We start from the raw sequence: 23,934 nt of genomic DNA on the forward strand, positions 1-23,934 counted from the left end.
GGCTTTCGGTTCATGGTGGCGATGATGCCAGTACGCACCTCCCTGGAGTGGTTAGACTCGAACTCGTGCCAGCCTTCAGCCCCCTCGAATGGCCGGTGTTCCGCCAGCTTCGGTCGGGCGACGTCTTCGGACGCGGACCGGCCGTGACGTCGGCGAAGACACGGGCCATCGAACCGCGCACGGCCACCGCCGACCGGGTGGTGCAGAGCGTGTGCCCGTTCTGCGCGGTCGGTTGCGGGCAGAAGGTGTACGTGAAGGACGAGCGCGTCGTCCAGATCGAAGGCGACCCCGACTCCCCCATCTCGCGCGGCCGACTGTGCCCGAAGGGTGCGTCGAGCGAGCAACTCGTGAACAACCCGCTGCGTCAGACCACCATCCGGTACCGCGCGCCCTACGCGACCGAGTGGCAGGACCTCGACCGCGACACCGCGATCGACATGATCGCCGATCGCTTCCTCGAGGCGAGGCGTCGCGGCTGGCAGGAGCGCGACGACGAAGGCCGCCTGTTGCGTCGGACGATGGGCATCGCGTCGCTGGGCGGCGCCACCCTCGACAACGAAGAGAACTATCTGATCAAGAAGCTCTTCACGGCGGCGGGCGCGATACAGATCGAGAACCAAGCCCGCATATGACACTCCGCCACGGTTCCCGGTCTGGGGGCCTCGTTCGGACGCGGCGGCGCAACGCAATCACTGCAGGACATGGCCAACGCCGATTGCATCATCCTCATGGGTGGAAACATGGCCGAGGCACACCCGGTGGGTTTCCAGTGGGTCGCTGAAGCAAAGTCCCGCGGTGCGCGCATCATTCATGTCGACCCGCGGTTCACCCGAACCTCGGCGGTGGCCGACAAGCACATCTCGATCCGTGCCGGCTCCGACGTCGTCCTGCTCGGCGCGTTGATCAACTACGCCATCACCCACGGGAAGTACTTCCGGGAGTACGTGGTCGCCTACACCAACGCCGCGACGCTGGTCTCCGAGGACTTCCGCGACACCGAGGACCTCGACGGCCTCTTCTCCGGGTTCGACCCGGACACAGGCGAGTACGACGCCAGTTCGTGGGCCTATGAGGAACCGGGCGGTTCGAGCCGATCGGAGCACGCGTCGGGAACGGTGGAGTCGCCCGGCGAACCGGACACGGGCCCCTCCGCCGGGGATCGAGCCGTCGGCCACGAACACGGTTCCGGCGGTCCGCCGCTCGAACACGGGGCAACGGTGCGCGACGACTCGCTGGAGCATCCGCGGAGCGTCTTCCAGATCGTGCGCCGGCACTATTCGCGCTACACGCCCGAGATGGTGCGCGACATGTGCGGCATCTCCCTCGCGGACTTCGAGTACCTCGCCCGGTCGGTCACCGACAATTCCGGCCGCGACCGCACGACCTGCTTCGGCTACGCCACCGGTTGGACCCAGCACACCTTCGGCTCCCAGTTCATCCGCGCCGCATCGGTGTTGCAGCTCCTGCTCGGCAACGTCGGGCGTCCGGGCGGCGGCATCATGGCGCTGCGCGGCCACGCGAGCATCCAGGGTTCGACGGACATCCCCACGCTGTTCAACCTGCTGCCCGGTTATCTGCCGATGCCGTCGGCGGGTAAACACGACACCTTCGCCGACTACATCGAGGCGATCACGTCGAAGAACGAGAAGGGCTACTGGGCCCACGCCGAGGATTACATGGTGAGCCTCCTCAAGGCGTGGTTCGGCGACGCCGCGACCGCCGAGAACGACTGGTGCTTCGACCACCTACCGCGCCTGACGGGTCCGGCCGGCACCTACCAGACGACCGTCGACATGCTCGCCGGCAAGGTCGACGGGTATTTCGTCCTGGGGCAGAACCCCGCGGTCGGCTCGGCGAACGGTCGCCAGGCACGGATGGCGATGTCCCATCTGAAGTGGCTCGTGGTGCGCGATCTCAACATGATCGAGTCGGCGACCTGGTGGAAGGAGGGGCCGGAGATCGAATCCGGTGAGCTGCGCACCGAGGACATCGCCACCGAGGTGTTCTTCCTGCCCGCCGCCACCCACGTGGAGAAGGCCGGCTCGTTCACCCAGACCCAGCGAATGGTGCAGTGGCGCCACCAGGCTGTCCAACCGCCCGGCCAGTGCCAGAGCGAGATGGACTTCTTCTTCGAACTAGGGCGTCGCATCCGCGAGCGTCTCGCCGACTCGACCGACGAACGTGACCGGCCGCTGCTCGATCTCACCTGGGACTATCCCGTAGACGAACACGGGAACCCCGAACCCGAGGCCGTGCTGTCGGAGATCAACGGGTACCACGTCTCCGGACCCGATGCCGGCAAGAACCTGACGTCGTACACCGAGATGGCACGGGACGGCTCGACCGCCGGCGGTTGCTGGATCTACACCGGCGTCTATGCGGACGCCCACAACATGGCGGCTCGACGCACTCCCCAGGGTGGCGGCGGCGTCACGCAGCACGAGTGGGGCTGGGTGTGGCCGGCGGACCGTCGGATCCTCTACAACCGCGCCTCCGCCGACCCCGACGGCAGACCGTGGAGCGAGCGTAAGCGGTACATGGAGTGGGACGCCGACGCCGGCCGCTGGGTGGGACCCGACGTGCCGGACTTCCCGGTCGACCTCGCCCCTGACGCCCAACCGGATCCGTCGCTCGGCGGCGTCGCCGCGCTGTGCGGCGACGACCCGTTCATCATGCAGGCCGACGGCAAGGGTTGGCTTTTCGCGCCCCGCGGACTCGTCGACGGCCCGCTCCCGACCCACTACGAACCCCAGGAATCGCCGGTGGTCAACTCGCTGTATCCACAACAGCAGTCGCCGGCGCGGGTGCTCTTCCCACGCGAGGACAACCTCGACGCCCCCAGCGGCGAGATGCCCGGCGCCGATGTGTACCCGTTCGTCTTCACCACCTACCGGCTCACCGAACACCACACCGCGGGCGGGATGAGCCGCTGGACGCCGTATCTGTCGGAACTCCAGCCCGAGATGTTCTGCGAGATCTCCCCGCAACTGGCCGCCGAGCGCGGACTGAGCAACGAGGGGTGGGCGACGATCATCTCGCCGCGCGGTGCCATCGAGGCGCGTGTCCTGGTGACCGACCGGATGACACCGTTGACCATCAACGGCCGTCAGGTGCACCAGGTGGGCCTTCCGTACCACTGGGGCGTCGGCTCCGACGCCGTGGTCAGCGGTGATGCCGCCAACGACCTGATCGGGGTCACACTGGATCCCAACGTGCAGATCCAGGAGTCGAAGGTCGGTTCGTGCGACGTGATCGCCGGCCGCCGCCCCCAGGGCGCAGCCCTGATCGAACTGGTACGTGCGTACCAGGAGCGTGCCGGAGTGACGACCGAGACCGACAACCAGCACATCACCGGAAAGGCGGAGGAGTAGATGGGGCAGCTGTCCGGACCGACCGATCCGACCTCCGACGTCGGATGGCACACGCACGAGAACCGGAAGGGATTCTTCACCGACACCTCGATCTGCATCGGCTGCAAGGCCTGTGAGGTCGCCTGCAAGGAATGGAATTCCAACCCTCGCGACGGCGACCTCGAACTGACCGGCATGTCGTATGACAACACCGTCGCGCTGGGTGCCAGCACGTGGCGACACGTCGCATTCATCGAACAGAGCGCCGAGCGTATCGCGGAGGCCCGCGAGTCGGGCCGTGCACTGGTCGGGCTGGGCATGCCGTCCATGCCGGGTCGTGAGGGGTTCGCTGGTGCCGACCGGCAAGACCCGCCGGCCGGTACCACCGGAGACGAAGACCTCACGCCCCCGGACACCCCCGAGTTCCGCTGGCTCATGTCCTCCGACGTCTGCAAGCACTGCACGCACGCCGGGTGCCTCGACGTGTGCCCTACCGGGGCGCTGTTCCGCACCGAGTTCGGGACCGTGGTCATCCAGGACGACGTCTGCAACGGGTGCGGAACATGTGTCGCCGGATGCCCCTTCGGAGTCGTCGAACGCCGCGCCGACGGCACCGCCGCGCCGACGACCCGATCCGGGGAACGCAAGGGCGAACAACCCGAGGTGCCGAAACGCGGTGTCGCACAGAAGTGCACGCTCTGCTACGACCGACTCCTCGACGATGAGACGCCCGCCTGCGCGAAGACCTGTCCCACCACGTCGATCAAGTACGGCGACCACGACGACCTCGTCGCGGACGCCGAGCACCGCGTCGCCCAACTCCACGAGCAGGGTATGACCGAGGCCCGTCTCTACGGCGCCAACCCCAACGACGGGGTCGGCGGTACCGGCTCGGTCTTCCTGTTGCTCGACGAACCCGAGGTCTACGGTCTGCCACCGGATCCGCGTGTGTGCACCGCCGATCTCCCGTCGATGTACAAGCGGGCCGGCGTCGCCGCGGTGGGCATGCTGGCCGCGGCCGCCGTGTCGTTCCTGCGAGGTGGCCGGTGACGTCGTCGGAGTTCGACTCCTTCCGGCCTCCGGAGCCGCCACGGCGTCGCGGACGCGGACTCGGCGGTAAACGCAAGCGGCGCAGTGGCTTCGGCCAGGGCGAGGGCAACCGCGAGATGTCGATGGTGCCCGACGCCGAATTCACCTCGTACTACGGCCATCCCGTCGTCAAGCCACCGCCGTGGGACGAGAAGGTCGCCGCCTACCTGTTTCTCGGCGGCGTCGCCGGAGGCTCGGGCGTGCTGGCGGCGGGCGCGCAGCTCACCGGACGGGACGAGTTGCGCCGCAACGCGCGGCTCGGCGGACTCGGCGCAGTGGGGCTCGGCGCGATCGCACTCGTCGCCGACCTCGGACGTCCCGACCGGTTCTACAACATGCTGCGCACGTTCAAGGTGACCTCGCCGATGAGCGTCGGTTCGTGGATTCTCTCGGCGTTCAGCGGCGCCCTCGGCGTGGCCGCGGTCGGCGAGATCGACCGGATGACCGGTTCCCGGCTGCCCCTCGGCGTGCTCCGCCCGATGCTGCGCGCGGTCGAGGCACCGGCCGGTCTGGCCGCCGCGGTCGCCGGTCCGCCGCTGGCCGTGTACACGGCGGTGCTGCTGTCGGACACCGCTGTCCCCACCTGGAACGCCATGCACCGCGACCTGCCGTTCGTCTTCGTGAGTTCCGCGAGCCTGGCGTCGAGCGGTCTGGCACTGGTCACCACCCGGACGTCGCAGGCCGGACCCGCTCGCACCCTGGCCGCGCTCGGTGTCGTCGGCGACCTCACCGCGATGCGGGTCATGGAGAGTCGGATGGACCCGGTGACGGCCGAACCGCTACACGACGGCAAGGCCGGAAAGCTCCTGCGGTGGAGCGAACGGCTCGCCGTCGCGGGCGGCGTCGGCGCCCTGGTCAGCGGACGCTCCCGCCCGGTGGCGGTCGCGTCGGGTGTCGCTTTGCTCGCCGCGTCGGCCTGTACGCGCTTCGGCGTCTTCGACGCCGGGATCGAATCCGCGAAGAATCCGCGCTACACGATCGAGCCGCAGAAGCGACGCCTCGCCGCCCGACGCGCAGCCGGGATCACCGACGACTCGATCACGACCGGACCCGCTACCGAATCCTGAGCCCCGCCCCGCGGCTGCTCCCTGATCCGAAAGAACGCGTCGTACCCAGGTCCGAAAGAGCGCAACAACGGCACCCTCCGCTGCCTGAGGTGCGAGGAGCGCAAGCGAGGAGCCACGAAGGCCTGGTGAGACACCGTCGCCTACCCAACCATCGGTCGAGTCGAGGTTCGGCAGTCGGGATCCAGGCGCTCTTCAGGGAGCGGACCCTTTTCAACCCTCACGACGGCCGGTTCACCGGCCGCGGGTACTTCAGGTGCGAGGAGCGATGGCGACGGGCCTCGAAGGGTCACCGAATACGAATTCCCAGCCCGGCCACGGTCTCCCCGATCACCGGATACCCCGGCACCTCCCCGATGACCAGCAACCCGCCGGAGGTCTGGGCGTCGGCGAGGAACAGCAGATCATCCTCGGAAACGCCGTCGTCGGTGCTCAGGTGCGGTCGTACCCAGTCGAGGTTCCGTCGGGTGCCGCCGGAGACGTATCCGTCCCGTAGGGCTTCACGGGCGCCGCTCACGGCCGGAACCGCGCTGCGGTCGAGCACCGCGCCGATGCCTGATGCGCGGCACATCTTGTGCAGATGCCCGAGGAGCCCGAAGCCGGTGACGTCGGTCGCCGCCCGGACACCGGCGTCGACGGCGGCCATGGACGCGTCGCGGTTCAGCGTCGTCATGAGCGCGATCGCCTCGTCGAACACCTCCCCGGTCTGCTTGTGCCGGTTGTTGAGGAGCCCGACCCCGATCGGCTTCGTCAGGGTGATGGGCCGACCGGGCTCCGCGGCGTCGTTGCGCAGCAGCTTCTCCGGTGTCGCGACGCCGGTGACGGCCATGCCGTACTTCGGTTCGGGGTCGTCGATGGTGTGCCCGCCGATGACCGGGCACCCTGCTTCGGCGCCGATCGCGAGACCACCGCGCAGGACCTCGGTCATCAGTTCCATGGGCAGCACACCGCGCGGCCAGCCGACGAGGTTGATCGCGACCACCGGTGTCCCGCCCATCGCGTAGATGTCCGAGAGCGCGTTCGCGGCGGCGATGCGCCCCCATTCGTAGGGGTCGTCGACGACCGGCGTGAAGAAGTCGGCGGTGGACAGCACGGCGAGGTCGTCGCGGATCCGGACCGCGGCGGCGTCGTCACCGTCGTCGAGCCCGACGATGATGTCGTCGCCGGACTGGCCGGTCAGTCCGGCGACCGCCTGCTCGAGCTCGCCCGGCGGGATCTTGCAGGCGCAACCGCCGCCGTGGGCGTATCCGGTCAGTCGGACTGGGGTTTCGCTGCTGACAGTCACCCTGCCGACACTAGCGCCGATCGGATCGCCCATGGGGCGGCCCGACGATGGCTACCATCGGGGAGATGAGGCAAGCAGACGGCGAGTACTACGTCACGGCCGACGAGCTGCAGGCGTTCTGGGAGTCCGGACACGACTACTGGTACATGCGCGAGGACGGCTCCACCGATCTCTACTCCGACGAGCTCGACATCACCCACGGCTGGCCGATCTTCCTGATGAAACGCGATGAGGAATGGCTGGCCAAGTGGCACAACGACTTCCGGCGCGCCGTCGAGGACGACCTCAACCCGAAGCTCATCCGCCATTTCGAAGAGCTGATCACCGAGGGCAATTGGCCGCACCAGCAGGACTGACCGCACTCGAACACAACACGCGCTAGGTTGTAAGTCGCACGGAGGCGTACGGGTCCTGGTGGGCTCCCCGGTCTTCAAAACCGAGGAGGTCGAGTATCTCGGCCTGGCGGGTTCGATTCCCGTCCGCCTCCGCCAGAATTCTCAGGAGGCTGCGTGTCCGACCCACGTCGACGGATTCCGCGCACCGACGCCCTGTTGGCGCTCCCACCGGTGGCGGAAGCGCGGGAGCGACTGGGTGACACAGCTGTTCGGGAGATCATCCGGAATGCCCAGGAGTCGGCCCGACGCGGCGAGCTCTCGCCGGATGACGTCGGACGCCACGTCGCCGACGCGGTGAATGCTCACCGGGTGTCGTCGTCCCGACCGGTCCTCAACGCCACCGGCGTGGTGGTGCACACCAACCTCGGTCGCGCCCCGTTGTCGGCTGCGGCGCTCGACGCGGTCGTCGCCGCGTCGGGTTATGTCGACGTGGAACTCGATCTGCACACCGGTCAGCGATCGAAACGTGGTGCCGCCACCCGCGCCGCGCTGTTGCGGGCCTGCCCCGCGGCGGACGACGCCCTGATGGTGAACAACGGGGCGGCCGCCCTGGTCCTCGCGACCACCGCGCTGGCCGCCGGGCGCGCCGTGGTGATCAGTCGCGGCGAGATGATCGAGATCGGTGCAGGATTCCGGCTCACCGAGCTCATCGCCTCCACCGGGGCCCGCCTGCACGAGGTCGGCACCACCAACCGCACGCATCTGCGCGACTACGCTGACGCCGTCGCCGGGGACGATGTCGGCGCCATCCTCAAGGTGCATCCGAGCAACTTCCGTGTCGAGGGCTTCACCAGCGAGACCTCGTTGGGCGAACTGCGGGATCTGGGACGGGCTCATGGCGTCCCGGTGATCGCCGACATCGGCAGCGGGCTCCTGCAACCCGATCCCCTGCTCCCCGACGAACCGGACGCCACCTCTGCGCTGTCCGCCGGCGCCGACCTCGTGATCGCGAGCGGCGACAAGTTGCTCGGCGGTCCCCAGGCCGGTCTCCTCCTCGGCGACGCCGAACTGATCCAGCGACTCGCCGGACACCCGCTGGCGCGCGCTGTTCGCGCCGACAAACTCGCCCTCGCCGCGATGGAGGCGACAGTCAGCGGACCCCGTCCCCCGGTCCACGAGTACCTGCACGCCGACACCGACCGCCTCCGCGTGCGTACCGAGAATCTGGGCGCCGCAACCGGGTTCCCGATCGTCGAACACGACGGGCGAGTCGGCGGCGGTGGCGCACCAGGTGTGCCCCTGCACGGCTGGGCGGTGCGTCTGCCGGTGAGCACCGCACAAAGTCTTCGACTCGGCGACCCCGCCGTCCTGCCACGTGTCCACGACGACGCGTGCCTCATCGACCTGCGCTGCATCCCCGAAGCCGACGATCCTCTGGTCCTCGCCGCGATCAAGCAGGCGACATTCGACGCGTGAGGTCTCGCCGATGACGTACGTGGTGGCCACCGCGGGGCACGTCGACCACGGCAAATCGACGCTCGTCCGCGCTCTCACCGGCATCGAACCCGACCGCTGGGAGGAGGAACGCCGCCGCGGTCTGACGATCGATCTCGGTTTCGCCTGGACCACACTGCCGTCCGGTGCCGATGTCGCCTTCGTCGACGTCCCGGGGCACGAGCGGTTCATACCCAACATGCTGGCCGGACTCGGTCCCGCACCGGTCGTGTTGTTCGTCGTCGCCGCCGACGAGGGATGGAGCGCCCAGTCCGACGACCACCGCGACGCGCTGGCCGCGCTCGGCATCGAACACGGACTGCTGGTCATCTCGCGTGCCGACCGGGCGACCGACACCCGCATCGACGACGTGATCGCCTCCGCCCGCGTCGAATTGGCCGACACCGGGCTCGCCGAAGCGCCGGTCGTGGTGGTGTCCGCACCCGAGGGCCGGGGTCTCGACGAACTCCGCACGACCCTTGACGCGGTCCTCGCCCGGACGCCACGACCTCCGACGTCGGGTCGCGTGCGTTTCTGGATCGATCGCGCATTCACCCGCACCGGGGCGGGCACCGTGGTCACCGGCACGCTGGCCGCCGGAGCCATCGGTGTCGGCGACACCCTCGAGTTGGTGGGTGCCGACGGGTATCGGGCGGTCGACGTCCGCGGATTGCACAGCGAGGGAACCGCTCTCACGACCGCGGCGCCGGTCAGCCGGGTCGCGGTCAACCTCCGCGGCGTCGGCGTCGACACTCTGAACCGGGGCGACGCCCTCGTCACTCCGGGCGCGTGGCATTCGTCGGCCCAGGCCGACATCAGGCGGGTGGGCGGTGTCGCGTTCGATGATGTGCCCGAGCAACTCGTCGTCCACCTCGGCTCCGCGGCACTCTCGGCCCGGCTCCGCCCCTTCGACGCCGATCATGCGCGTCTGACATTCGCGCGTGCTGTGCCGCTTTCACGGGGCGACCGCCTGGTACTGCGCAATCCCGGGCAACGGATCGTCGGCGGTGGGATCGTCCTGCATCCCGACCCGCCGGAACTCCGCCGACGCGGCGATTCGGCTCGTCGGGCAACGGCTTTGGCGCGGATGAGCGACGCCGACGGGGCCGCCGAGGAGGTCGCGCGACGCGGCGCGATGCGCGTCGCGGAGCTACAGCGGCTCGGCCTCGTCGGCGAGGGGGACGCGGCACCGGCGGGTGTTCGTGTCGTCGACGACTGGTGGGTCGACGAATCAAGCTGTGCCGCATGGGCCGAGCGTCTGCGCCGCGCTGTCGTCGAAGTCCATGCGCGGGACCCGATCGCGGCCGGTCTGTCGAGGTCGGGAGCTTCGGTGATGCTCGGGCTTCCGGACGGGGCGCTGTTGCCGACGGTGGTCGCCGGCGCCGGGCTCGTGTCCGTGGACGGGCACCTCTCGATCCCGGGTCATGTCCCGGATCTCGGTGACGCCAAGGAGGCGATCAGCGCTCTGGAGCGACGTCTGACCGAGCACCCGTTCCGCGCCCCCGAGGCCGACGACCTCAGCGCGCTCGGCTTGGGGGCCAGGGAACTCGCCGCCGCCGAGGGCACCGGCCGCATCCTCCGACTTCCCGACGGCGTGGTGTTGTTGCCGACCGCACCGGCACTGGCGATGCGAACCCTGGCCGCCCTGCCTCAACCCTTCACGACGAGCGAAGCGCGCCAGGCACTCGGTACGACGCGGCGCGTGGTGATCCCGCTGCTCGAACACCTCGACCGCCGGGGGTGGACCCGACGCATCGACGCCGGCCACCGTGAGGTCGTCCGCTGAGCTGCTGACCCGTACCGCCGAACCGGTCAGGCAGGTCACCGATACAGCAGAGGGGCCCACCCCCGGAGGGATGGGCCCCTGTGTGGCTGCGGCCGGTCAACCCAGCACCAGCGACTCACCGTCGGCACTGACGTTCACCGGAACGATGTCGCCGTCGCGGATATCGCCCTTGAGCAGCTGCTTGGCGAGCTGGTCGCCGATGGCCTGCTGCACCAGGCGGCGCAGCGGACGAGCACCGTACAGCGGATCGAATCCGCGTGCGCCCAGCCATTCCTTGGCCTTCGGCGAGACCTCGAGGTCGAGGCGACGCTGGGCCAGCCGCTTCTTGAGCTGTCCGATCTGGATGTCGACGATTGCCACCAGCTCCTCGGGGCTCAGCGGGTCGAAGATCACCACGTCGTCGAGGCGGTTGATGAACTCGGGCTTGAAGGCCGAGCGCACCGCGTTCATGACGTGTTCCTTGTCGCCACCGGCGCCGAGGTTCGAGGTCAGGATCAGGATGGTGTTGCGGAAGTCCACCGTCCGTCCCTGGCCGTCGGTGAGACGACCTTCGTCGAGCACCTGCAGCAGCACGTCGAACACGTCCGGATGCGCCTTCTCGATCTCGTCGAACAGGACCACCGTGTACGGCCGACGCCGCACCGCCTCGGTCAGCTGACCACCGGCCTCGTACCCGACGTAACCGGGTGGAGCACCGACGAGCCGTGCGACGCTGTGCTTCTCGCCGTACTCGCTCATGTCGATGCGGACCATCGCCCGCTCGTCGTCGAACAAGAACTCGGCGAGCGCCTTGGCCAGCTCGGTCTTGCCGACACCGGTCGGGCCGAGGAACATGAACGAACCCAGCGGCCGATTCGGGTCGGCGACGCCGGCCCGGGCACGACGCACCGCGTCGGAGACGGCCTCGACGGCAGCCTTCTGCCCGATGACGCGCTTGCCCAGCTCGTCCTCCATGCGCAGCAGCTTCGCGGTCTCACCTTCGAGCATGCGTCCGGCCGGGATTCCGGTCCACGACGACACGACCTGCGCCACGTCGTCGGGTCCGACCTCCTCCTGGAGCATCACGTCCTGGCCGGGATCGGTACCGGTCTTCTCCAGCGCGGCCTCGAGTTCCTTCTCCAGGCCGGGGATTCGGCCGTACCGCAGCTCGGCAGCGCGTCCGAGGTCACCGTCGCGCTCGGCGCGCTCGGCTTCCCCGCGGAGACGATCCAGCTCTTCCTTGAGGTCGCGCACCGCATCGATGGCGGTCTTCTCCGACTGCCACCGCGCGGAGAGCTCGTTGAGCTTCTCCTTCTGGTCGGCCAGTTCGGCGCGAAGCTTCTCGAGCCGTTCCTTCGACGCCGCGTCCGTTTCCTTCTGCAGCGCCACCTCTTCGACCTCGAGCCGACGGACGATGCGCTCGACCTCGTCGATCTCGACGGGGCGCGAGTCGATCTCCATCCGCAGCCGCGATGCCGCCTCGTCGACGAGGTCGATGGCCTTGTCGGGGAGGAAGCGTGAGGTGATGTAGCGATCGGAAAGCGTTGCGGCGGCGACCAATGCGGAGTCGGTGATGCGCACACCGTGGTGTACCTCGTACCGATCCTTCAGGCCGCGGAGGATGCCGATGGCATCTTCCACCGACGGTTCGCCGACGTACACCTGCTGGAAGCGACGCTCGAGTGCGGCGTCCTTCTCGATGTACTTGCGGTACTCCTCGAGCGTCGTGGCACCGACCAGCCGCAGCTCACCCCGGGCGAGCATCGGCTTGATCATGTTGCCGGCGTCCATCGCGGAATCGCCTGTGGCACCGGCTCCGACGATGGTGTGCAGCTCATCGATGAAGGTGATGATCTGGCCGTCGGAGCTCTTGATCTCGTCGAGTACGGCCTTCAGCCGCTCCTCGAACTCACCGCGATACTTCGCGCCGGCGACCATCGAACCCATGTCGAGGGAGATGACGGTCTTGTTCCGGAGCGATTCGGGCACGTCACCGGCGATGATGCGCTGGGCGAGGCCCTCGACGATCGCGGTCTTGCCGACGCCGGGTTCACCGATGAGGACCGGGTTGTTCTTGGTCCGTCGGCTGAGCACCTGCACGACGCGACGGATCTCGGTGTCGCGACCGATGACCGGGTCGAGCTTGCCCTCGCGGGCCGCTGCGGTCAGGTCGGTCGAGTACTTCTCGAGCGCCTGGTAGGTCGACTCCGGGTCCTCGCTCGTGACACGCCGGCTACCGCGGACTGCGACGAACGCATCGCGCAGCGCCTGCGGTGTTGCTCCGGCGTTGTGCAGCAACTTGGCGACATCGGAGTCACCGGTCGCCAGACCGACGACAACGTGCTCGGTCGAGACGTACTCGTCGCCGAGTTCAACGGCCAGCTGCTGAGCAGCACTGACCGCCGCGATCGATTCGCGGGAGAGTTGCGGGGTGGCACTGGCCTGCGCGACCGTCGGCATGCGGTCGACCAGCATCTGGGCCTGCGCGCGAACATTCGACGGGTCCACGCCCACTGCCTTGAGCAGCGGCGACGCGATGCCGTCGGACTGATCGAGCAGTGCCACCAGGATGTGGGCGGGCCGCACGTCGGGGTTGCCAGCACTGGCCGCCGCCTGCACAGCAGCGCTCAATGCCTGCTGAGTCTTCGTGGTGGGGGTGAAGCTGTCCACTCGCGTGCACCTTTCTCTTTAGTCCAACAGGCTCAAGTATGAGCCATACGGAGGATGCAACGCCAACAAAGTTGAGTCCATTCCGCTCATGCCTACTTAGTTTGTGATGTGCGTCACTCATTCCAGAATCACCGTTCCTCGGAGGAAGCGCCAGTCAGAAGCGGCGCATCTGCTGCCGGGGTCGCGATTTTGTGCATCTACGGGACCTTCGTACTGCCAAGTGAGAAGAGCCTCAGCGATGCGGACTCACATTTCAGTGGACAGACGTACACTGAAATCATGTCTGTCGATCCTGCCCGCACTCGCGAATTGCCGGCACTGGCGGCTCTGGGTCGCGATGAGCTGAACAAGGCGGTCTCGGGCATCGCGGCCGTTCATTCATCCGTCGCCGATACCGTGTTCGCGGGTCTGCGCGTGGCGTTGGGCGCGAGGGCCCGTCCGGCTCAGATGGTGCACGACGCGATCAGCACATCCGTCTATTCGGCGATCACGTCGACGGTCGACGTGGCCGGCGACCTGGCCGAGTCACTGACCGTTCACAGCAACGGTGTCCCGTCGGAGACCAAGCGAGGCGCTTTGGCCCTCGGCATCCTCGACGGGTTGATCGGTGATCAACTGACCGCCGAGCGTTCTCCCCTGGCTCCGGACGCCGCGGTCCGCGTGAACGGGGCGGTCGTTCCGATCACCCCGGACGGTCTGGCGATCGCTTTCCCCGAAGCGTCGGGCCACCTGACGGTTTTCCTGCACGGCCTGATGGAGACCGAGTTCGCCTGGGCGCTCGGCGACAGACCCACGTACGGCGCTCGTCTCGCCGACGATCTCGGCAGCACCGAGGTTCAGATCCGGTACAACTCGGGACGCCACATCAGTGACAACGGCCGCGATCTCGCACGACTACTCGACGATCTCGTTCTGCTGTGGCCGGTTCCGGTCACCGGCCTCACGCTCATCGGCCACTCCATGGGCGGCCTGGTCATCCGCAGCGCGTGCCATCAGGGTGTCGCCCGTGATGCGTACTGGCCCAAGCTCGTCCGACACACCGTATGCCTCGGGACTCCCCACCTCGGGGCCCCGCTGGCCCGCGGAGTCCACCGCGCGACGGCGGCCCTGCGCCTGTGGCCGACGAGCCGACCGTTCGGCACCCTGCTCGGGCGTCGCAGCGCCGGGGTTCGCGACCTGTTCCGCGGGGCGGTCACCGAGGAGCACTGGCGCGACACCGACCCGGAGGCCTTCTCCCAGCCCGCCGTCGACTATCCGCCCCTGATGGAAGGTGCGCGACATCTCTACGTGACAGCCACGGTGACCCAGCGCCCCGACCACCCGTTCGGCCGCATCGTCGGCGACGGACTGGTGCTGACCAACAGCGGAGGTGGTCGAGATCGGAAACACCACCTCGGCTTCGAAGTCGACGACGGCTTCCACATCGGCGGTGCCCATCACTTCACCCTGCTCAACAGCGATGCGGTCTACGACTGGATGCTCCCACTGCTGAAACCTCGGCGCGCGCTTCCGCCGGGCACCCTCTGATCTGCGAGCGCGTTGCACCGGTCGTGCGCTGTCCCTGAAAACCGCCCCCGGGAACCGCCCTCCAGACGGCGGCCGACTACATAGTGTCATCGGTGCCGTTGCACGGGGCGCCTTCTGGGGGCGGTTTTCAGTCATTGGTGACATCTGGGCCCACCGCTGCGCGCAAGCTTCGGAACCGCTCCCACTTCGGCCCAACCCCCACGCGCAAGCCGCAGACGGCACCTCTACCCGGAACTCGCGACTCTCCGTCGGTGCGAGCCGGTGCGCACCCGCCACCACAACCCCACCCACGACACGACGACCAGCGCAGCGACCAACCCGCGCACCAACCCGAGCGCTGATTCCGGATAGATCACCCCGGTCAGGTAGTTGTCGATGAATCCGGTGGGCGGCAATCCTTTCTCGCCCGCCTGGTGCCGCGCCCAGTTCTCGGCGTCGGTCAACGGGCAACCCAGGCCAAGGCCCACCGACGCGATCCCCCACGCGACGGCGACGAGGTGCAGCAGAACTGTGCGCGGCCACCGCCAGGCGATGAACCCGCCGAACATCACGTACAGCAGGAACATCATGTGCAGGACCGCTATGCCGTCGGCCAGGACCCGATATGGCATGTATCCAGCGTAAATGGGGCGGGTTCGTCATTCTGCGGATCCGGCACACACCTATATCGGACACTCGAAGCGAGAAGCATCCGCTCGACGGAAGGACGCCATCGGTGAGCACGAGCATGACCGACTAGGCCGCCAACGTATTCGCCGACCCGACGGCGTACGCCGACGAGCCGCGACTGCACGCGGCGATGGCTCACCTCCGGGCGCACAACCCGGTCGCGTACGTCGACAAGGCGCCGTACCGCCCGTTCTACGCGATCACCAAGCACGCCGACATCATGGACATCGAGCGCGATCACAATCTGTGGCTCAGCGAGCCGCGACCCGTGCTGGTGACCGCCGTGGCCGACGACTTCGCCAAGTCGCAGCTCGACTCCGGCGCCGGTCTGCGGACGCTGATCCACATGGACGATCCCCACCACAAGAAGGTGCGGGCGATCGGACAGGACTGGTTCCGGCCAAAAGCATTGCGCGATCTGCAGATCCAGGTCGACGCACTCGCCAAGCGCTATGTCGACAAGATGGCCGAGATCGGCCCCGAATGCGACTTCGTCGAGGACATCGCCGTCCACTTCCCGCTGTACGTCATCATGTCGCTGCTCGGGCTCCCCGAAGAAGACTTCCCCCGTATGCACCAACTCACCCAGGAGATGTTCGGCGCCGACGACAAGGAGTACCAGCGCGGCACCACCATCGAGGAGCGGATGGCAACGCTGCTCGACTTCTTCGACTACTTCAGCAAGCTGACCGCCTCCCGTCGCGCGAACCCCACCGGCGACCTCGCATCGGCAATCGCCAACGGCCGCATCGACGGTGAACCCCTCTCCGACGTCGACACCGCGTCCTACTACGTGATCGTCGCCAGCGCCGGCCACGACACCACCAAGGACGCGATCTCCGGCGGTCTGCGCGCACTCATCGAGAACCCCGACCAACTCGACCGCCTCCGTCGCGAGCCCGACCTCATCGGCACCGCCGTCGAGGAGATGATCCGCTGGACCACACCGGTCAAGGAGTTCATGCGCACCGCCGCCGCGGACACGACGGTACGTGGCGTGCCCATCGCCAAGGGCGAATCCGTCTATCTCGCTTACACTTCCGGGAACCGTGACGAAGAGATTTTCGACGACCCGTTCACCTTCGACGTCGGGCGCTTCCCCAACAAGCACCTCGCCTTCGGTTACGGCGTGCATTTCTGCCTCGGCGCAGCACTGGCCCGGATGGAGATGAGAAGCCTGTTCAGCGAGCTGATCCCGCGTCTGGACTCAATCGAGTTCGCCGGCGAACCCGAGTTGGCCGCAACCGTGTTCGTCGGCGGACTCAAGCACCTGCCGATCCGCTACTCGCTGCGCTGAGACGCACGCATCGAAGCCGACCGAATTGGGTACACCGACTTCCATGACCCACTTCGACTTCTACTTCGATCCGGTGTGTCCGTTCGCTTGGGCCGCGTCGCGATGGCTCCATGACCGCGCGGCCGCACACGACGCCGAGGTCGACTGGCATCTCATGAGCCTCGCGATCCTCAACGAGAACGAGGAGCCCGAGTCCGACGAACAGCGCCGCCAACTCGAGACCGCCCGCCGGCTGGGTCGCGTCGTCGCAGCTGCGACCGCGAAAGCCGGTGCGGACGCGATCGACCCGCTCTACACAGCACTCGGCAAGCGAATCCACCATGCCGGCGACGAGATGACACCCACCGTCGTCGCCGAGGTGCTGACCGAGGCCGGTCTCCCCGCCGAACTGGCCGACGCCATGGACGACGCATCGTTCGACGACGCGGTGCGCGAATCCCACCAGCGCGGTCAGGATGCACTCGGCGAGGACGGCGGCAGTCCCATCCTCGGCATCGACGGCACCTTTTTCTTCGGTCCCGTACTCGCCGACCTCCCGACCGGCGACGAGGCCGACGCCCTCTACTCCGCGCTCGTCACCCTCGCGGGCACCTCGACCTTCGCCCAGCTGAAGCGCCCCGCCGACCCCCCGGCATTCTCGTGATCAGCGGATCTCCAGGTCGACGCGCTCGTCGTAGAAGCAGATGAGGTCCCGCACGGGCTCCGCGTCGTGCAGCGGATCGGTGTAGGTCCACGCGACGTCGGGGATCACCTCGTCGCCGACGATTGCCGACCAGTACGTCGCCTGACCCTTGTAGGCACACACGGTGACGGTGTCGGACCGCTGGAGGACGTCCATCCGAACGTCCTCGCGTGGGATGTAGTGCCGAACCGGCAGGTGGGTCTCGAGGAGCAGCGTCGGGTGTCGGCTCTCGGCCAGCACGGTGTCACCGATCCGCACGACGACGTGTCTGCTGGTGGGCAGGCAGTCGATGCGTTGGTACGGGTCGTGCGCGTGTCCCATCACGGTCTGCTCCTCTTCGCGCCATTCGTCGAAGGCATCCCAGTCGAGCAGCGCGTAGTCCGCGAGATCGGGGTCGTCGACCCGGAAGCCGGCCCCGGCGAGGGTCCGCCCGTCGGCCACGATGTCGTACGCCGCGCCCGGAGCGGTGTGCAGCGCAAACGGATGGGCCGGGGTGAGGATCGGCGGGTGCTGTGCGGGCGGCACCGTCGGTGTGTGGTGTTCGAGCTGTCCGACGACGTCGGCCAACGGCACCGCATAACAACCCACCACCCGGTACGGTTCCCAGACCTGGATCGGCGCAGTCGAATCGACGACCACCCGACCGTCGACGAATGCCCGGACACGACGACGCATGTCCGTCCATCGAAGCAGACCCATCTGGGACTCCGTGACTTCATCCAGTGACGTGGCCATGGACCGATGGTCCTCCGGCTCGCAGACATTCGCCAGGGGCTTCACCGGTGACCGCACTGCAACGCGGCCAATCCGGATATCGGACCCACCTGGTGCCACGATGAGAGGGTGGCCGACGCACCAGACAGCGAATCTCCCGAACGGCGATCGGGCGATGCCGACTGGAACCGGGCGGAACGCGACGAGACCGAGACACAGCGCCTCGACCGCAACTGGAATTCCCTGCTCCAGGAGTTGCGCGTGGTGCAGACCGGAGTGCAGATCCTGACCGGGTTTCTCCTGACGTTGCCATTTCAGGACGGCTTCGAAGAGTTGGGCGGTGCGCTCCGCGTCGTCTATCTGGTCACCGTCTCATTCGCCGTCGGGGCAGCCATACTCCTCGCCGCACCGGTCGCTCTTCACCGCGCGCTGTTCCGCCGGCACCAACTCGGACTGCTGGTCAACCGCGCGCACCGTCTGGCCTTTGCCGGTCTCGCACTGCTCGGTCTGGCACTGTCGGGTGCGATCACCGTTGTGTTCGGAGCCACCGCAGGGCCCGTGCCCTCGGTCGTCGCCGGCCTCTGCACGTTCGTCCTGTTCTCCCTGGCCTGGATCGTCCTGCCGCTGACCGCCCGGGCGACGACCCCCGCTCCCGGCGACGACCGCCGTTGACAGTCCAGGCACCACGCAGGTAGGCAGACGAGGTGACCACTGCGCCGAGCTTCACCGAAACCCGCTTCGACGAAGTCACGGTGTTGGAACCCGCCGGCGGCGGAGCCTTCCCGCGCGGCAACACCGTGATCGCGCACGGCTCCGAGGCGACGCTGGTCCTCGACCCCTCCCTCGACGTCGACCACGACCCGGTCGGCGCGGATGCCGTCATGATCAGCCACGCACACGAGGACCACATCGCCGGACTGCGCCACTTCGACACCGCCAAGTTCGCGCATCACGACGAGGTCGGCGGGGTGCGCTCACTGCAGGTGCTGCTCGACGGTTACGGGCTCACACCGGAGGAGCGCGCCGCAGTCGACGCCCAGATCGGCGACACCTTCGCGCTCACGCCCGGCTTCCCCGAAGCCGAGGGCGTCGGCGACGGGCACGTCTTCGACCTCGGGGACATCACCGCGACCGTCATCCACCTTCCCGGGCACACCCGCGGACACTGCGGCGTCCTCGTCGAGCCGACCGGCTTCTTCTACATCGCCGACATCGATCTCACATCGTTCGGCCCCATGTACGGCGACGTCGGCAGCAGCGTCGACGACTACCTGGCCTCCATCGCGCGGGTGCGCGAGGTCGACGCCCGCTGGTACGGGACCTTCCATCAGAAGGGAGTCGTGGAGGGTGCCAAGGACTTCCGCGAACGTCTGAACGCATACGAAGGTGTGATCCACCGTCGTGAGGAACGTCTGCTGGAGTTCCTGGATCGGCCACGACGACTCGACGAGATCGTCGAGCACCGTCTCGTGTACCGGCCGCATGTGCAGCTGCCGTTCGTCAACGCGGTCGAGCGTCGTACGGCCGGACTTCATCTCGAACGTCTCATCCGCCAAGGGCAGGTCGCACACTCCGACGACGGACGGTATCACCCTCTCTGAGAGCATTTTTCGGCCGGCGTCGATCAACTCACCACTGCCGTAAGGAGCCCACCACTTCCGCCAGGACTCGTTCGGTTCGCTCCCGGCCCAACGCCTGCTCGGCGCCGACGACCCGGATCACGAGTGCACCATCCGGCCTGGGACACCCTTCGATCTGCAACAGCCACCGCGTCAAGCGGGGCGGGAACGCGTGCAGGGCTCCACCGGAGGACGGCGGCTCGACGACGGGTGACCATCCGAGCAGGACCGGAACCGGGAACAGGTGGTCACCATCGGCCGCTCGACCCGCCAGGTCCAGGACCTCTTCCAGAGGTTGCGACGCCTCACGAATACACCTGCGGCGCAGCGTGACCGAATCCTCTGGCTTGTGGTCTACCAGGGGTGTGACGACAGCGAGCACATGGTTTGCGACGACGCCTTCTGAGCCCGGTGGTCGAGTCGACACGGCGGTGGCAGCCATGACACCCTCCTTTCCGGAGGACCCGCGCAGAGCGATGGCAACCACGTGGCCGAACGCCTCGAACGGCGTCATGCGTTCGGCCGAAGCCCGAGCCCGGAAGCGGCGGTAGGTGGTTGAGTCAACCACTTCGCGTCGACGCAGGGCGACATCGATCCGGCACTCCCCCGGATCGATGCCATCGAACTCGAAGATCGAGTCGTACTGGGTGAGTAGTTGTTTCCAGAATCGGCGTCGCTCGAGCTCATCCGGTCCGTTGGCTACATCCGGGTCGCGCCGAGGAAGGGGGCCGGCGGGCAGTTGCTCTCCGTTCAGCAGCATCTCGGCGTCTCGTGCGAGCACAGCCAGCGACTGCCCATCTATCGCGATGTGATGCAACACGGCCACCGCGCCGAACAACGAATCGCCCGGCCCGACGAGAAGTCTCACCGCCAGTGGCGGCGAGTTCCGGACATCGAGAACTTCCGCCATCTGTCTGGCCTCGGATCGCAACCACTCGCGGTCCGGCTGCTCCGTGACCGAGACCCGAGTGACCACCGATGCGAGCGCGACCTCGGGCAACGTGCGGCACACCGGCCCCGACGGGGTGTCCGGAAAGGTGGCTCGCAGAGCCGGGTGCCGATCGCGGAGTGCGGCAACAAGCGCCGCCACCTGGGTCGCGAGCGGACGGGCATCTGGGTCCGGGACCCACGCCACGCAGATCAACTGTGCGAGAGGGTCACCCGGCAACCGCACGACGGTCCGTTCAGCAGCGGTCAGCCTCCGGTCACCGACTCCGTCCCGGGTTGACGACGGCGTCGCGACATCCGTCGGAACCGACGACGACTCGGTCATCCTCTCCACGAGGGACGCCAGATCGGGCGCGGTGAGTACATCATTCGGGCCGATCTCCGGATGCCCCTGCGCCGCCAGTCGTCGAGCAACTTCCACGACCCCGAGTGAATCACCGCCCTGATCCACGAAACCGAGGACCGGGTCCGGTGATTCGATGCCGAGGACATCTCCGATCACCCGCATCAGCAGTTCTTCGACAGGCCCGGACGCCGCTCGCGTCGACTCGAAGACCGGCAACGGATGGTCGCGCAGCGCCGCCAGGCCGAGCTTCCCCGTCGCGGTGCGGGGGATCTCGTCGATCATGACGATGATCGCCGGAACCGTGTACGACGGAAGGCGCTGCGCCAGCGCGTGCCGGAGTACATGTGGTTCGGGCGGATTCGCGGGATCGTCCGCGACGACGAAGGACACGAGACCCGGCTTCCCCGAGGGCAGCTCCCGCAAGGTGGTGACGCAATTACGGACTCCGGCACAGCCGGACAGTGCGACGTCGACCTCGCCGAGTTCGATTCGCACGCCGCGTAGTTTCACCTGCCCGTCACGCCTACCGAGAATCCTCAGCTCCCCGTCGCTGGTCCAGGCGGCCACATCCCCGGTCCGGTACATCCGCGCGTCGTCGGACATGGTGCACGCGACGAAGGACTGCGCCGTCGACCCGGGATCGTCGAGGTACCCGTCGGCCAGTGCGACCCCCGCACAATGCAACACCCCCAGCGCCCCGGGTGGTTGCGGCCGACCCCGCCGATCCAGAACCGCTTCCACGACGCCGACCATCGGCGGCCCCACCGTGATGGTCCCGCGTGACGGCAGCGGACGGGAGATGTTGATACTGCATCGGGTTTCGGTGGGCCCGTACGCATTCCGGATCGATACCCGATCCGCCCAGCGTTCGACGAGATGCCGCGGGAGCGTCTCCCCGCCGACGATCACCTGGGAGAGCCCGTCGGCGACCTCAAGCGGTACCGTCTCGAGCACCGACGGCGTGACGATCATGTGCGAGACATGCCCCCGACGAACGACGTCACCGAGTTCGTCACCACCGCGAACCGATCCTGGGGCGACCACCAGTGCCGCGCCGGTGGCGACCGCCGCCAGCATCTCCACGATCGCGGTGTCGAAGGTCGGCGAGGCCGCGTGCAGCAATCGCGACCGAGGTGACAGCCCATATGACGTCCGGATGTCCGCGACCAGCGCGGGGATACCGCGGTGCGGCATGACCACGCCCTTCGGCTCTCCGGTGGAGCCCGAGGTGAAGAGAACATAGGCCGCGTCGTCGGGTCCTCGATCGAGCCCGCGTAGGCAATCATGTTCAGCAGCTTCGGAAGCCACGAACCCTGGGTCCCCGACGTCGGGGGCCGGCGACAGCCAGCGCACAGCGGCGTCCACACCGGATCCGTCGGCGCGCAACCCGACTCGTGCGCCCACGCGCGCGACGAGCGACCGCACCCTTTCCTCGGGGATGGCACCACCACCCAGCGGCACCCAGACCCCACCGGCCATCAACACTGACCAGAACGCGACGACCGATTCCGGCGACCGTTCGGCATGCACGACCACCGGGTCACCACCGACCACGCCGGCAGCGGTGAGCACCCGCGCCCCACGGTAGACCCGTTCGGCGAGTTGGGATCGCGACCACACCTCGCCGTCGAAGATGACGGCGGGAGCCGACGGATCGGCGTCGCAGTACTCGGAGAACAGCGCCGCAGTCGGGGTGTACGACGGTGCGGGAGGCCCGCTGCGGTACCGGAAGCGATCCCACTCCCCCTCGAGAAAGACCGCGTCGTCAGGAATCGGCACACCGTGGTCGATCTCGCGCAACAACGCGGTGAGGTAGGAGTCGAAACGCAACGCCAGTGCCGACAGCGTTGCCTCGTCGAACGAGGCTGCGGGCGCCTCCCAGGTGATGGCGCGACCGCCGGTCTCATCCGCCGGATGAATGGTGACGACCACATCGACGACCGGTCCGGTGCGCATCACCTCGAGAGACCAGTGCAGACCGTCGACAACCGGCGGAGAGAAGGCGGGCAACAGATTGACCACCACGCCGAAAGCAGTGACATCGTCGCGGTCGCGCAACATGTCCTCGCGAGGGTAGAGCTGGTGCCGGAGGGCACCGATGATCGCCGACGACACCGCTTCGACCGCATCGGGGGCGGTCAGGTCGCCGATTCCTCGAAGATCCAGCGGTACGACGTTCGAGAGCGGCTGGACGGCGCGGCGTCGAACTGCCGAGGTCCGCGCAGCCACGGGAAGCGCGATCCCGACGTCGGGAGAATCGAGCAGTCGAGCACACAGACCGGCCAGTGCCGCGACGAGTTCGTTCGCTCCGGCCGGTCGACAACCCGCCGAACGCCTTGTCACGCGGATGATCTCGGATGTCATCGAGGTGGCAGTTCCCGACAGCGATGACGGTTGATAACCGTCGAGGACGCGATCCCAGTACTCCGCGTCGACTCCTCGACGTCGAGAGTCGGCATACCTCGTCTCATCGGACGCCAACTCGTCGGCGTACGCGACAGCGAGGTCTCCGGGAACTGCCCCGCCGCCGTACACATCTGCCACATGACCCATCACGCGGAGAAGCCCTGCGCCATCGGTCAGGACGTGGTGAGCCCGTATCACCCACCTGTGCAGGTTGTCGCCCAGGAGGTGCAGTTCGCTGCGGAACAATGGCCGGGCCAGGTCCGCGCCGTCCGCGGCGTCGATGAATTGTTGTGCCCGACGCTCGCTTTCGGTATCGGGATCATCGCATCGACACAGATCGACCTGCTCGATGACCTCGACCGACGAGGCAGCGGCGCGGAGCGGTTCCAGCGCGCCCGCACGGCCTGGAACTGCGTCGACCGGCGAGTACCCAGGCGGAATGTGTACATCGAGCCAGCCCACGTGGGCGAGGACGTCACGCGTGGTGTCGATCAAACGCTGAACGCGCAGTGGGCCCTCGAGCGTGAGCCCGAAGGCGACGACATGGGAGACCTCCGGATGCAGCGTCTGCGACACCCACAACGCTCGTCGCGTCGTCGTCACCGAACGTCCTCAACCGCGCCCACAACTCGAACGTAGCCCCGTGCAGATGAAAGGCTCCTGAGGAAAGAGAC

The 23,934-nt window shown here is 67.8% G+C and carries 16 protein-coding genes and 1 tRNA gene; 12 read left to right on the forward strand and 5 right to left on the reverse strand.

What is annotated here, in order from left to right:
* The first annotated feature begins 65 nt into the window (after positions 1-65).
* From fdh to nrfD, 3 genes are read left to right on the forward strand one after another with little or no spacing between them, the layout of a single operon-like run.
* Entirely contained in the window at positions 66-3,371 is a 3,306-nt protein-coding gene (gene fdh / locus M1L58_RS08960; RefSeq protein ID WP_248658621.1) for a formate dehydrogenase, read from the forward strand.
* Positions 3,372-4,400, forward strand: coding sequence for a 4Fe-4S dicluster domain-containing protein (locus M1L58_RS08965; RefSeq protein ID WP_248658622.1), 1,029 nt, complete (start codon positions 3,372-3,374; stop codon positions 4,398-4,400).
* On the forward strand, positions 4,397-5,506 hold the full coding sequence (gene nrfD, locus M1L58_RS08970) for an NrfD/PsrC family molybdoenzyme membrane anchor subunit (RefSeq protein WP_248658623.1): 1,110 nt from the start codon (positions 4,397-4,399) through the stop codon (positions 5,504-5,506). The genes M1L58_RS08965 and nrfD overlap by 4 nt, the downstream gene beginning before the upstream one ends.
* A 286-nt stretch (positions 5,507-5,792) precedes the next feature.
* On the opposite strand, the gene selD is transcribed toward nrfD, so the two are convergent.
* Complete coding sequence (selD, locus tag M1L58_RS08975; RefSeq protein ID WP_248658624.1) at positions 5,793-6,821, reverse strand: selenide, water dikinase SelD; 1,029 nt, start codon at positions 6,819-6,821, stop codon at positions 5,793-5,795.
* A 32-nt stretch (positions 6,822-6,853) separates the two neighbouring features.
* Here selD and M1L58_RS08980 point away from each other — a divergent pair, with 32 nt between their 5' ends.
* The 4 genes from M1L58_RS08980 (at position 6,854) to selB (ending at position 10,403) form a co-directional block, all read left to right on the forward strand.
* The gene (locus M1L58_RS08980; protein ID WP_227026331.1) at positions 6,854-7,144 is read left to right on the forward strand and encodes a hypothetical protein; all 291 of its coding nucleotides are present in this window, start codon (positions 6,854-6,856) and stop codon (positions 7,142-7,144) included.
* A gap of 40 nt (positions 7,145-7,184) precedes the next feature.
* Positions 7,185-7,279, forward strand: a tRNA-Sec gene (locus M1L58_RS08985).
* 18 nt (positions 7,280-7,297) lie between these two features.
* Positions 7,298-8,599, forward strand: a complete 1,302-nt coding sequence (selA, locus tag M1L58_RS08990) for an L-seryl-tRNA(Sec) selenium transferase (RefSeq protein ID WP_248658625.1) — start codon at positions 7,298-7,300, stop codon at positions 8,597-8,599.
* A 10-nt stretch (positions 8,600-8,609) separates the two neighbouring features.
* Positions 8,610-10,403, forward strand: a complete 1,794-nt coding sequence (selB, locus tag M1L58_RS08995; RefSeq protein WP_248658626.1) for a selenocysteine-specific translation elongation factor — start codon at positions 8,610-8,612, stop codon at positions 10,401-10,403.
* A gap of 96 nt (positions 10,404-10,499) precedes the next feature.
* On the opposite strand, the gene clpB is transcribed toward selB, so the two are convergent.
* Positions 10,500-13,052 (reverse strand): ATP-dependent chaperone ClpB, encoded by a 2,553-nt coding sequence (gene clpB, locus M1L58_RS09000; protein WP_006867617.1) that lies wholly within the window; start codon positions 13,050-13,052, stop codon positions 10,500-10,502.
* Between the two features lie 279 nt (positions 13,053-13,331).
* Between clpB and M1L58_RS09005 the strand changes: the two genes are divergently transcribed.
* On the forward strand, positions 13,332-14,579 hold the full coding sequence (locus tag M1L58_RS09005) for an esterase/lipase family protein (RefSeq protein WP_248658627.1): 1,248 nt from the start codon (positions 13,332-13,334) through the stop codon (positions 14,577-14,579).
* Between the two features lie 224 nt (positions 14,580-14,803).
* Here the strand turns inward: M1L58_RS09005 and M1L58_RS09010 are convergent, their stop codons facing one another.
* On the reverse strand, positions 14,804-15,190 hold the full coding sequence (locus tag M1L58_RS09010; RefSeq protein ID WP_006867615.1) for a DUF2784 domain-containing protein: 387 nt from the start codon (positions 15,188-15,190) through the stop codon (positions 14,804-14,806).
* Positions 15,191-15,366: 176 nt separating this feature from the next.
* On the opposite strand from M1L58_RS09010, the gene M1L58_RS09015 reads away from it, so the two are divergent.
* Together M1L58_RS09015 and M1L58_RS09020 are read left to right on the forward strand one after the other, a co-directional pair.
* Entirely contained in the window at positions 15,367-16,545 is a 1,179-nt protein-coding gene (locus M1L58_RS09015; protein ID WP_248658724.1) for a cytochrome P450, read from the forward strand.
* A gap of 43 nt (positions 16,546-16,588) precedes the next feature.
* Positions 16,589-17,188, forward strand: coding sequence for a mycothiol-dependent nitroreductase Rv2466c family protein (locus tag M1L58_RS09020; protein WP_248658628.1), 600 nt, complete (start codon positions 16,589-16,591; stop codon positions 17,186-17,188).
* On the opposite strand, the gene M1L58_RS09025 is transcribed toward M1L58_RS09020, so the two are convergent.
* The gene (locus M1L58_RS09025) at positions 17,189-17,962 is read right to left on the reverse strand and encodes a DUF427 domain-containing protein (protein WP_248658629.1); all 774 of its coding nucleotides are present in this window, start codon (positions 17,960-17,962) and stop codon (positions 17,189-17,191) included. It lies immediately after the preceding gene.
* A gap of 108 nt (positions 17,963-18,070) precedes the next feature.
* Here M1L58_RS09025 and M1L58_RS09030 point away from each other — a divergent pair, with 108 nt between their 5' ends.
* Together M1L58_RS09030 and M1L58_RS09035 are read left to right on the forward strand one after the other, a co-directional pair.
* A complete protein-coding gene (locus M1L58_RS09030; protein ID WP_154882552.1) occupies positions 18,071-18,613 on the forward strand; it encodes a DUF6328 family protein in 543 nt (180 codons plus the stop codon).
* Positions 18,614-18,645: 32 nt separating this feature from the next.
* Complete coding sequence (locus M1L58_RS09035; protein ID WP_248658630.1) at positions 18,646-19,542, forward strand: MBL fold metallo-hydrolase; 897 nt, start codon at positions 18,646-18,648, stop codon at positions 19,540-19,542.
* Between the two features lie 28 nt (positions 19,543-19,570).
* Here M1L58_RS09035 and M1L58_RS09040 read toward each other — a convergent pair whose 3' ends face one another.
* On the reverse strand, positions 19,571-23,863 hold the full coding sequence (locus M1L58_RS09040) for an amino acid adenylation domain-containing protein (RefSeq protein WP_248658631.1): 4,293 nt from the start codon (positions 23,861-23,863) through the stop codon (positions 19,571-19,573).
* Between the last annotated feature and the right edge of the window lie 71 nt (positions 23,864-23,934).

It is taken from the genome of Gordonia sp. C13 (assembly GCF_023218005.1).
Taxonomy (GTDB): Bacteria; Actinomycetota; Actinomycetes; order Mycobacteriales; family Mycobacteriaceae; genus Gordonia; species Gordonia namibiensis.

Bases quoted from the DNA above. Each gene is read 5' to 3' on its own strand.
- M1L58_RS08965 (WP_248658622.1), top strand. From the start codon at position 3,372: ATGGGGCAGCTGTCCGGACCGACCGATCCGACCTCCGACGTCGGATGG.
- selD (WP_248658624.1), bottom strand. From the start codon at position 6,821: ATGGGCGATCCGATCGGCGCTAGTGTCGGCAGGGTGACTGTCAGCAGC.
- M1L58_RS08980 (WP_227026331.1), top strand. From the start codon at position 6,854: ATGAGGCAAGCAGACGGCGAGTACTACGTCACGGCCGACGAGCTGCAG.
- selB (WP_248658626.1), top strand. From the start codon at position 8,610: ATGACGTACGTGGTGGCCACCGCGGGGCACGTCGACCACGGCAAATCG.
- M1L58_RS09005 (WP_248658627.1), top strand. From the start codon at position 13,332: ATGTCTGTCGATCCTGCCCGCACTCGCGAATTGCCGGCACTGGCGGCT.
- M1L58_RS09010 (WP_006867615.1), bottom strand. From the start codon at position 15,190: ATGCCATATCGGGTCCTGGCCGACGGCATAGCGGTCCTGCACATGATG.
- M1L58_RS09020 (WP_248658628.1), top strand. From the start codon at position 16,589: ATGACCCACTTCGACTTCTACTTCGATCCGGTGTGTCCGTTCGCTTGG.
- M1L58_RS09025 (WP_248658629.1), bottom strand. From the start codon at position 17,962: ATGGCCACGTCACTGGATGAAGTCACGGAGTCCCAGATGGGTCTGCTT.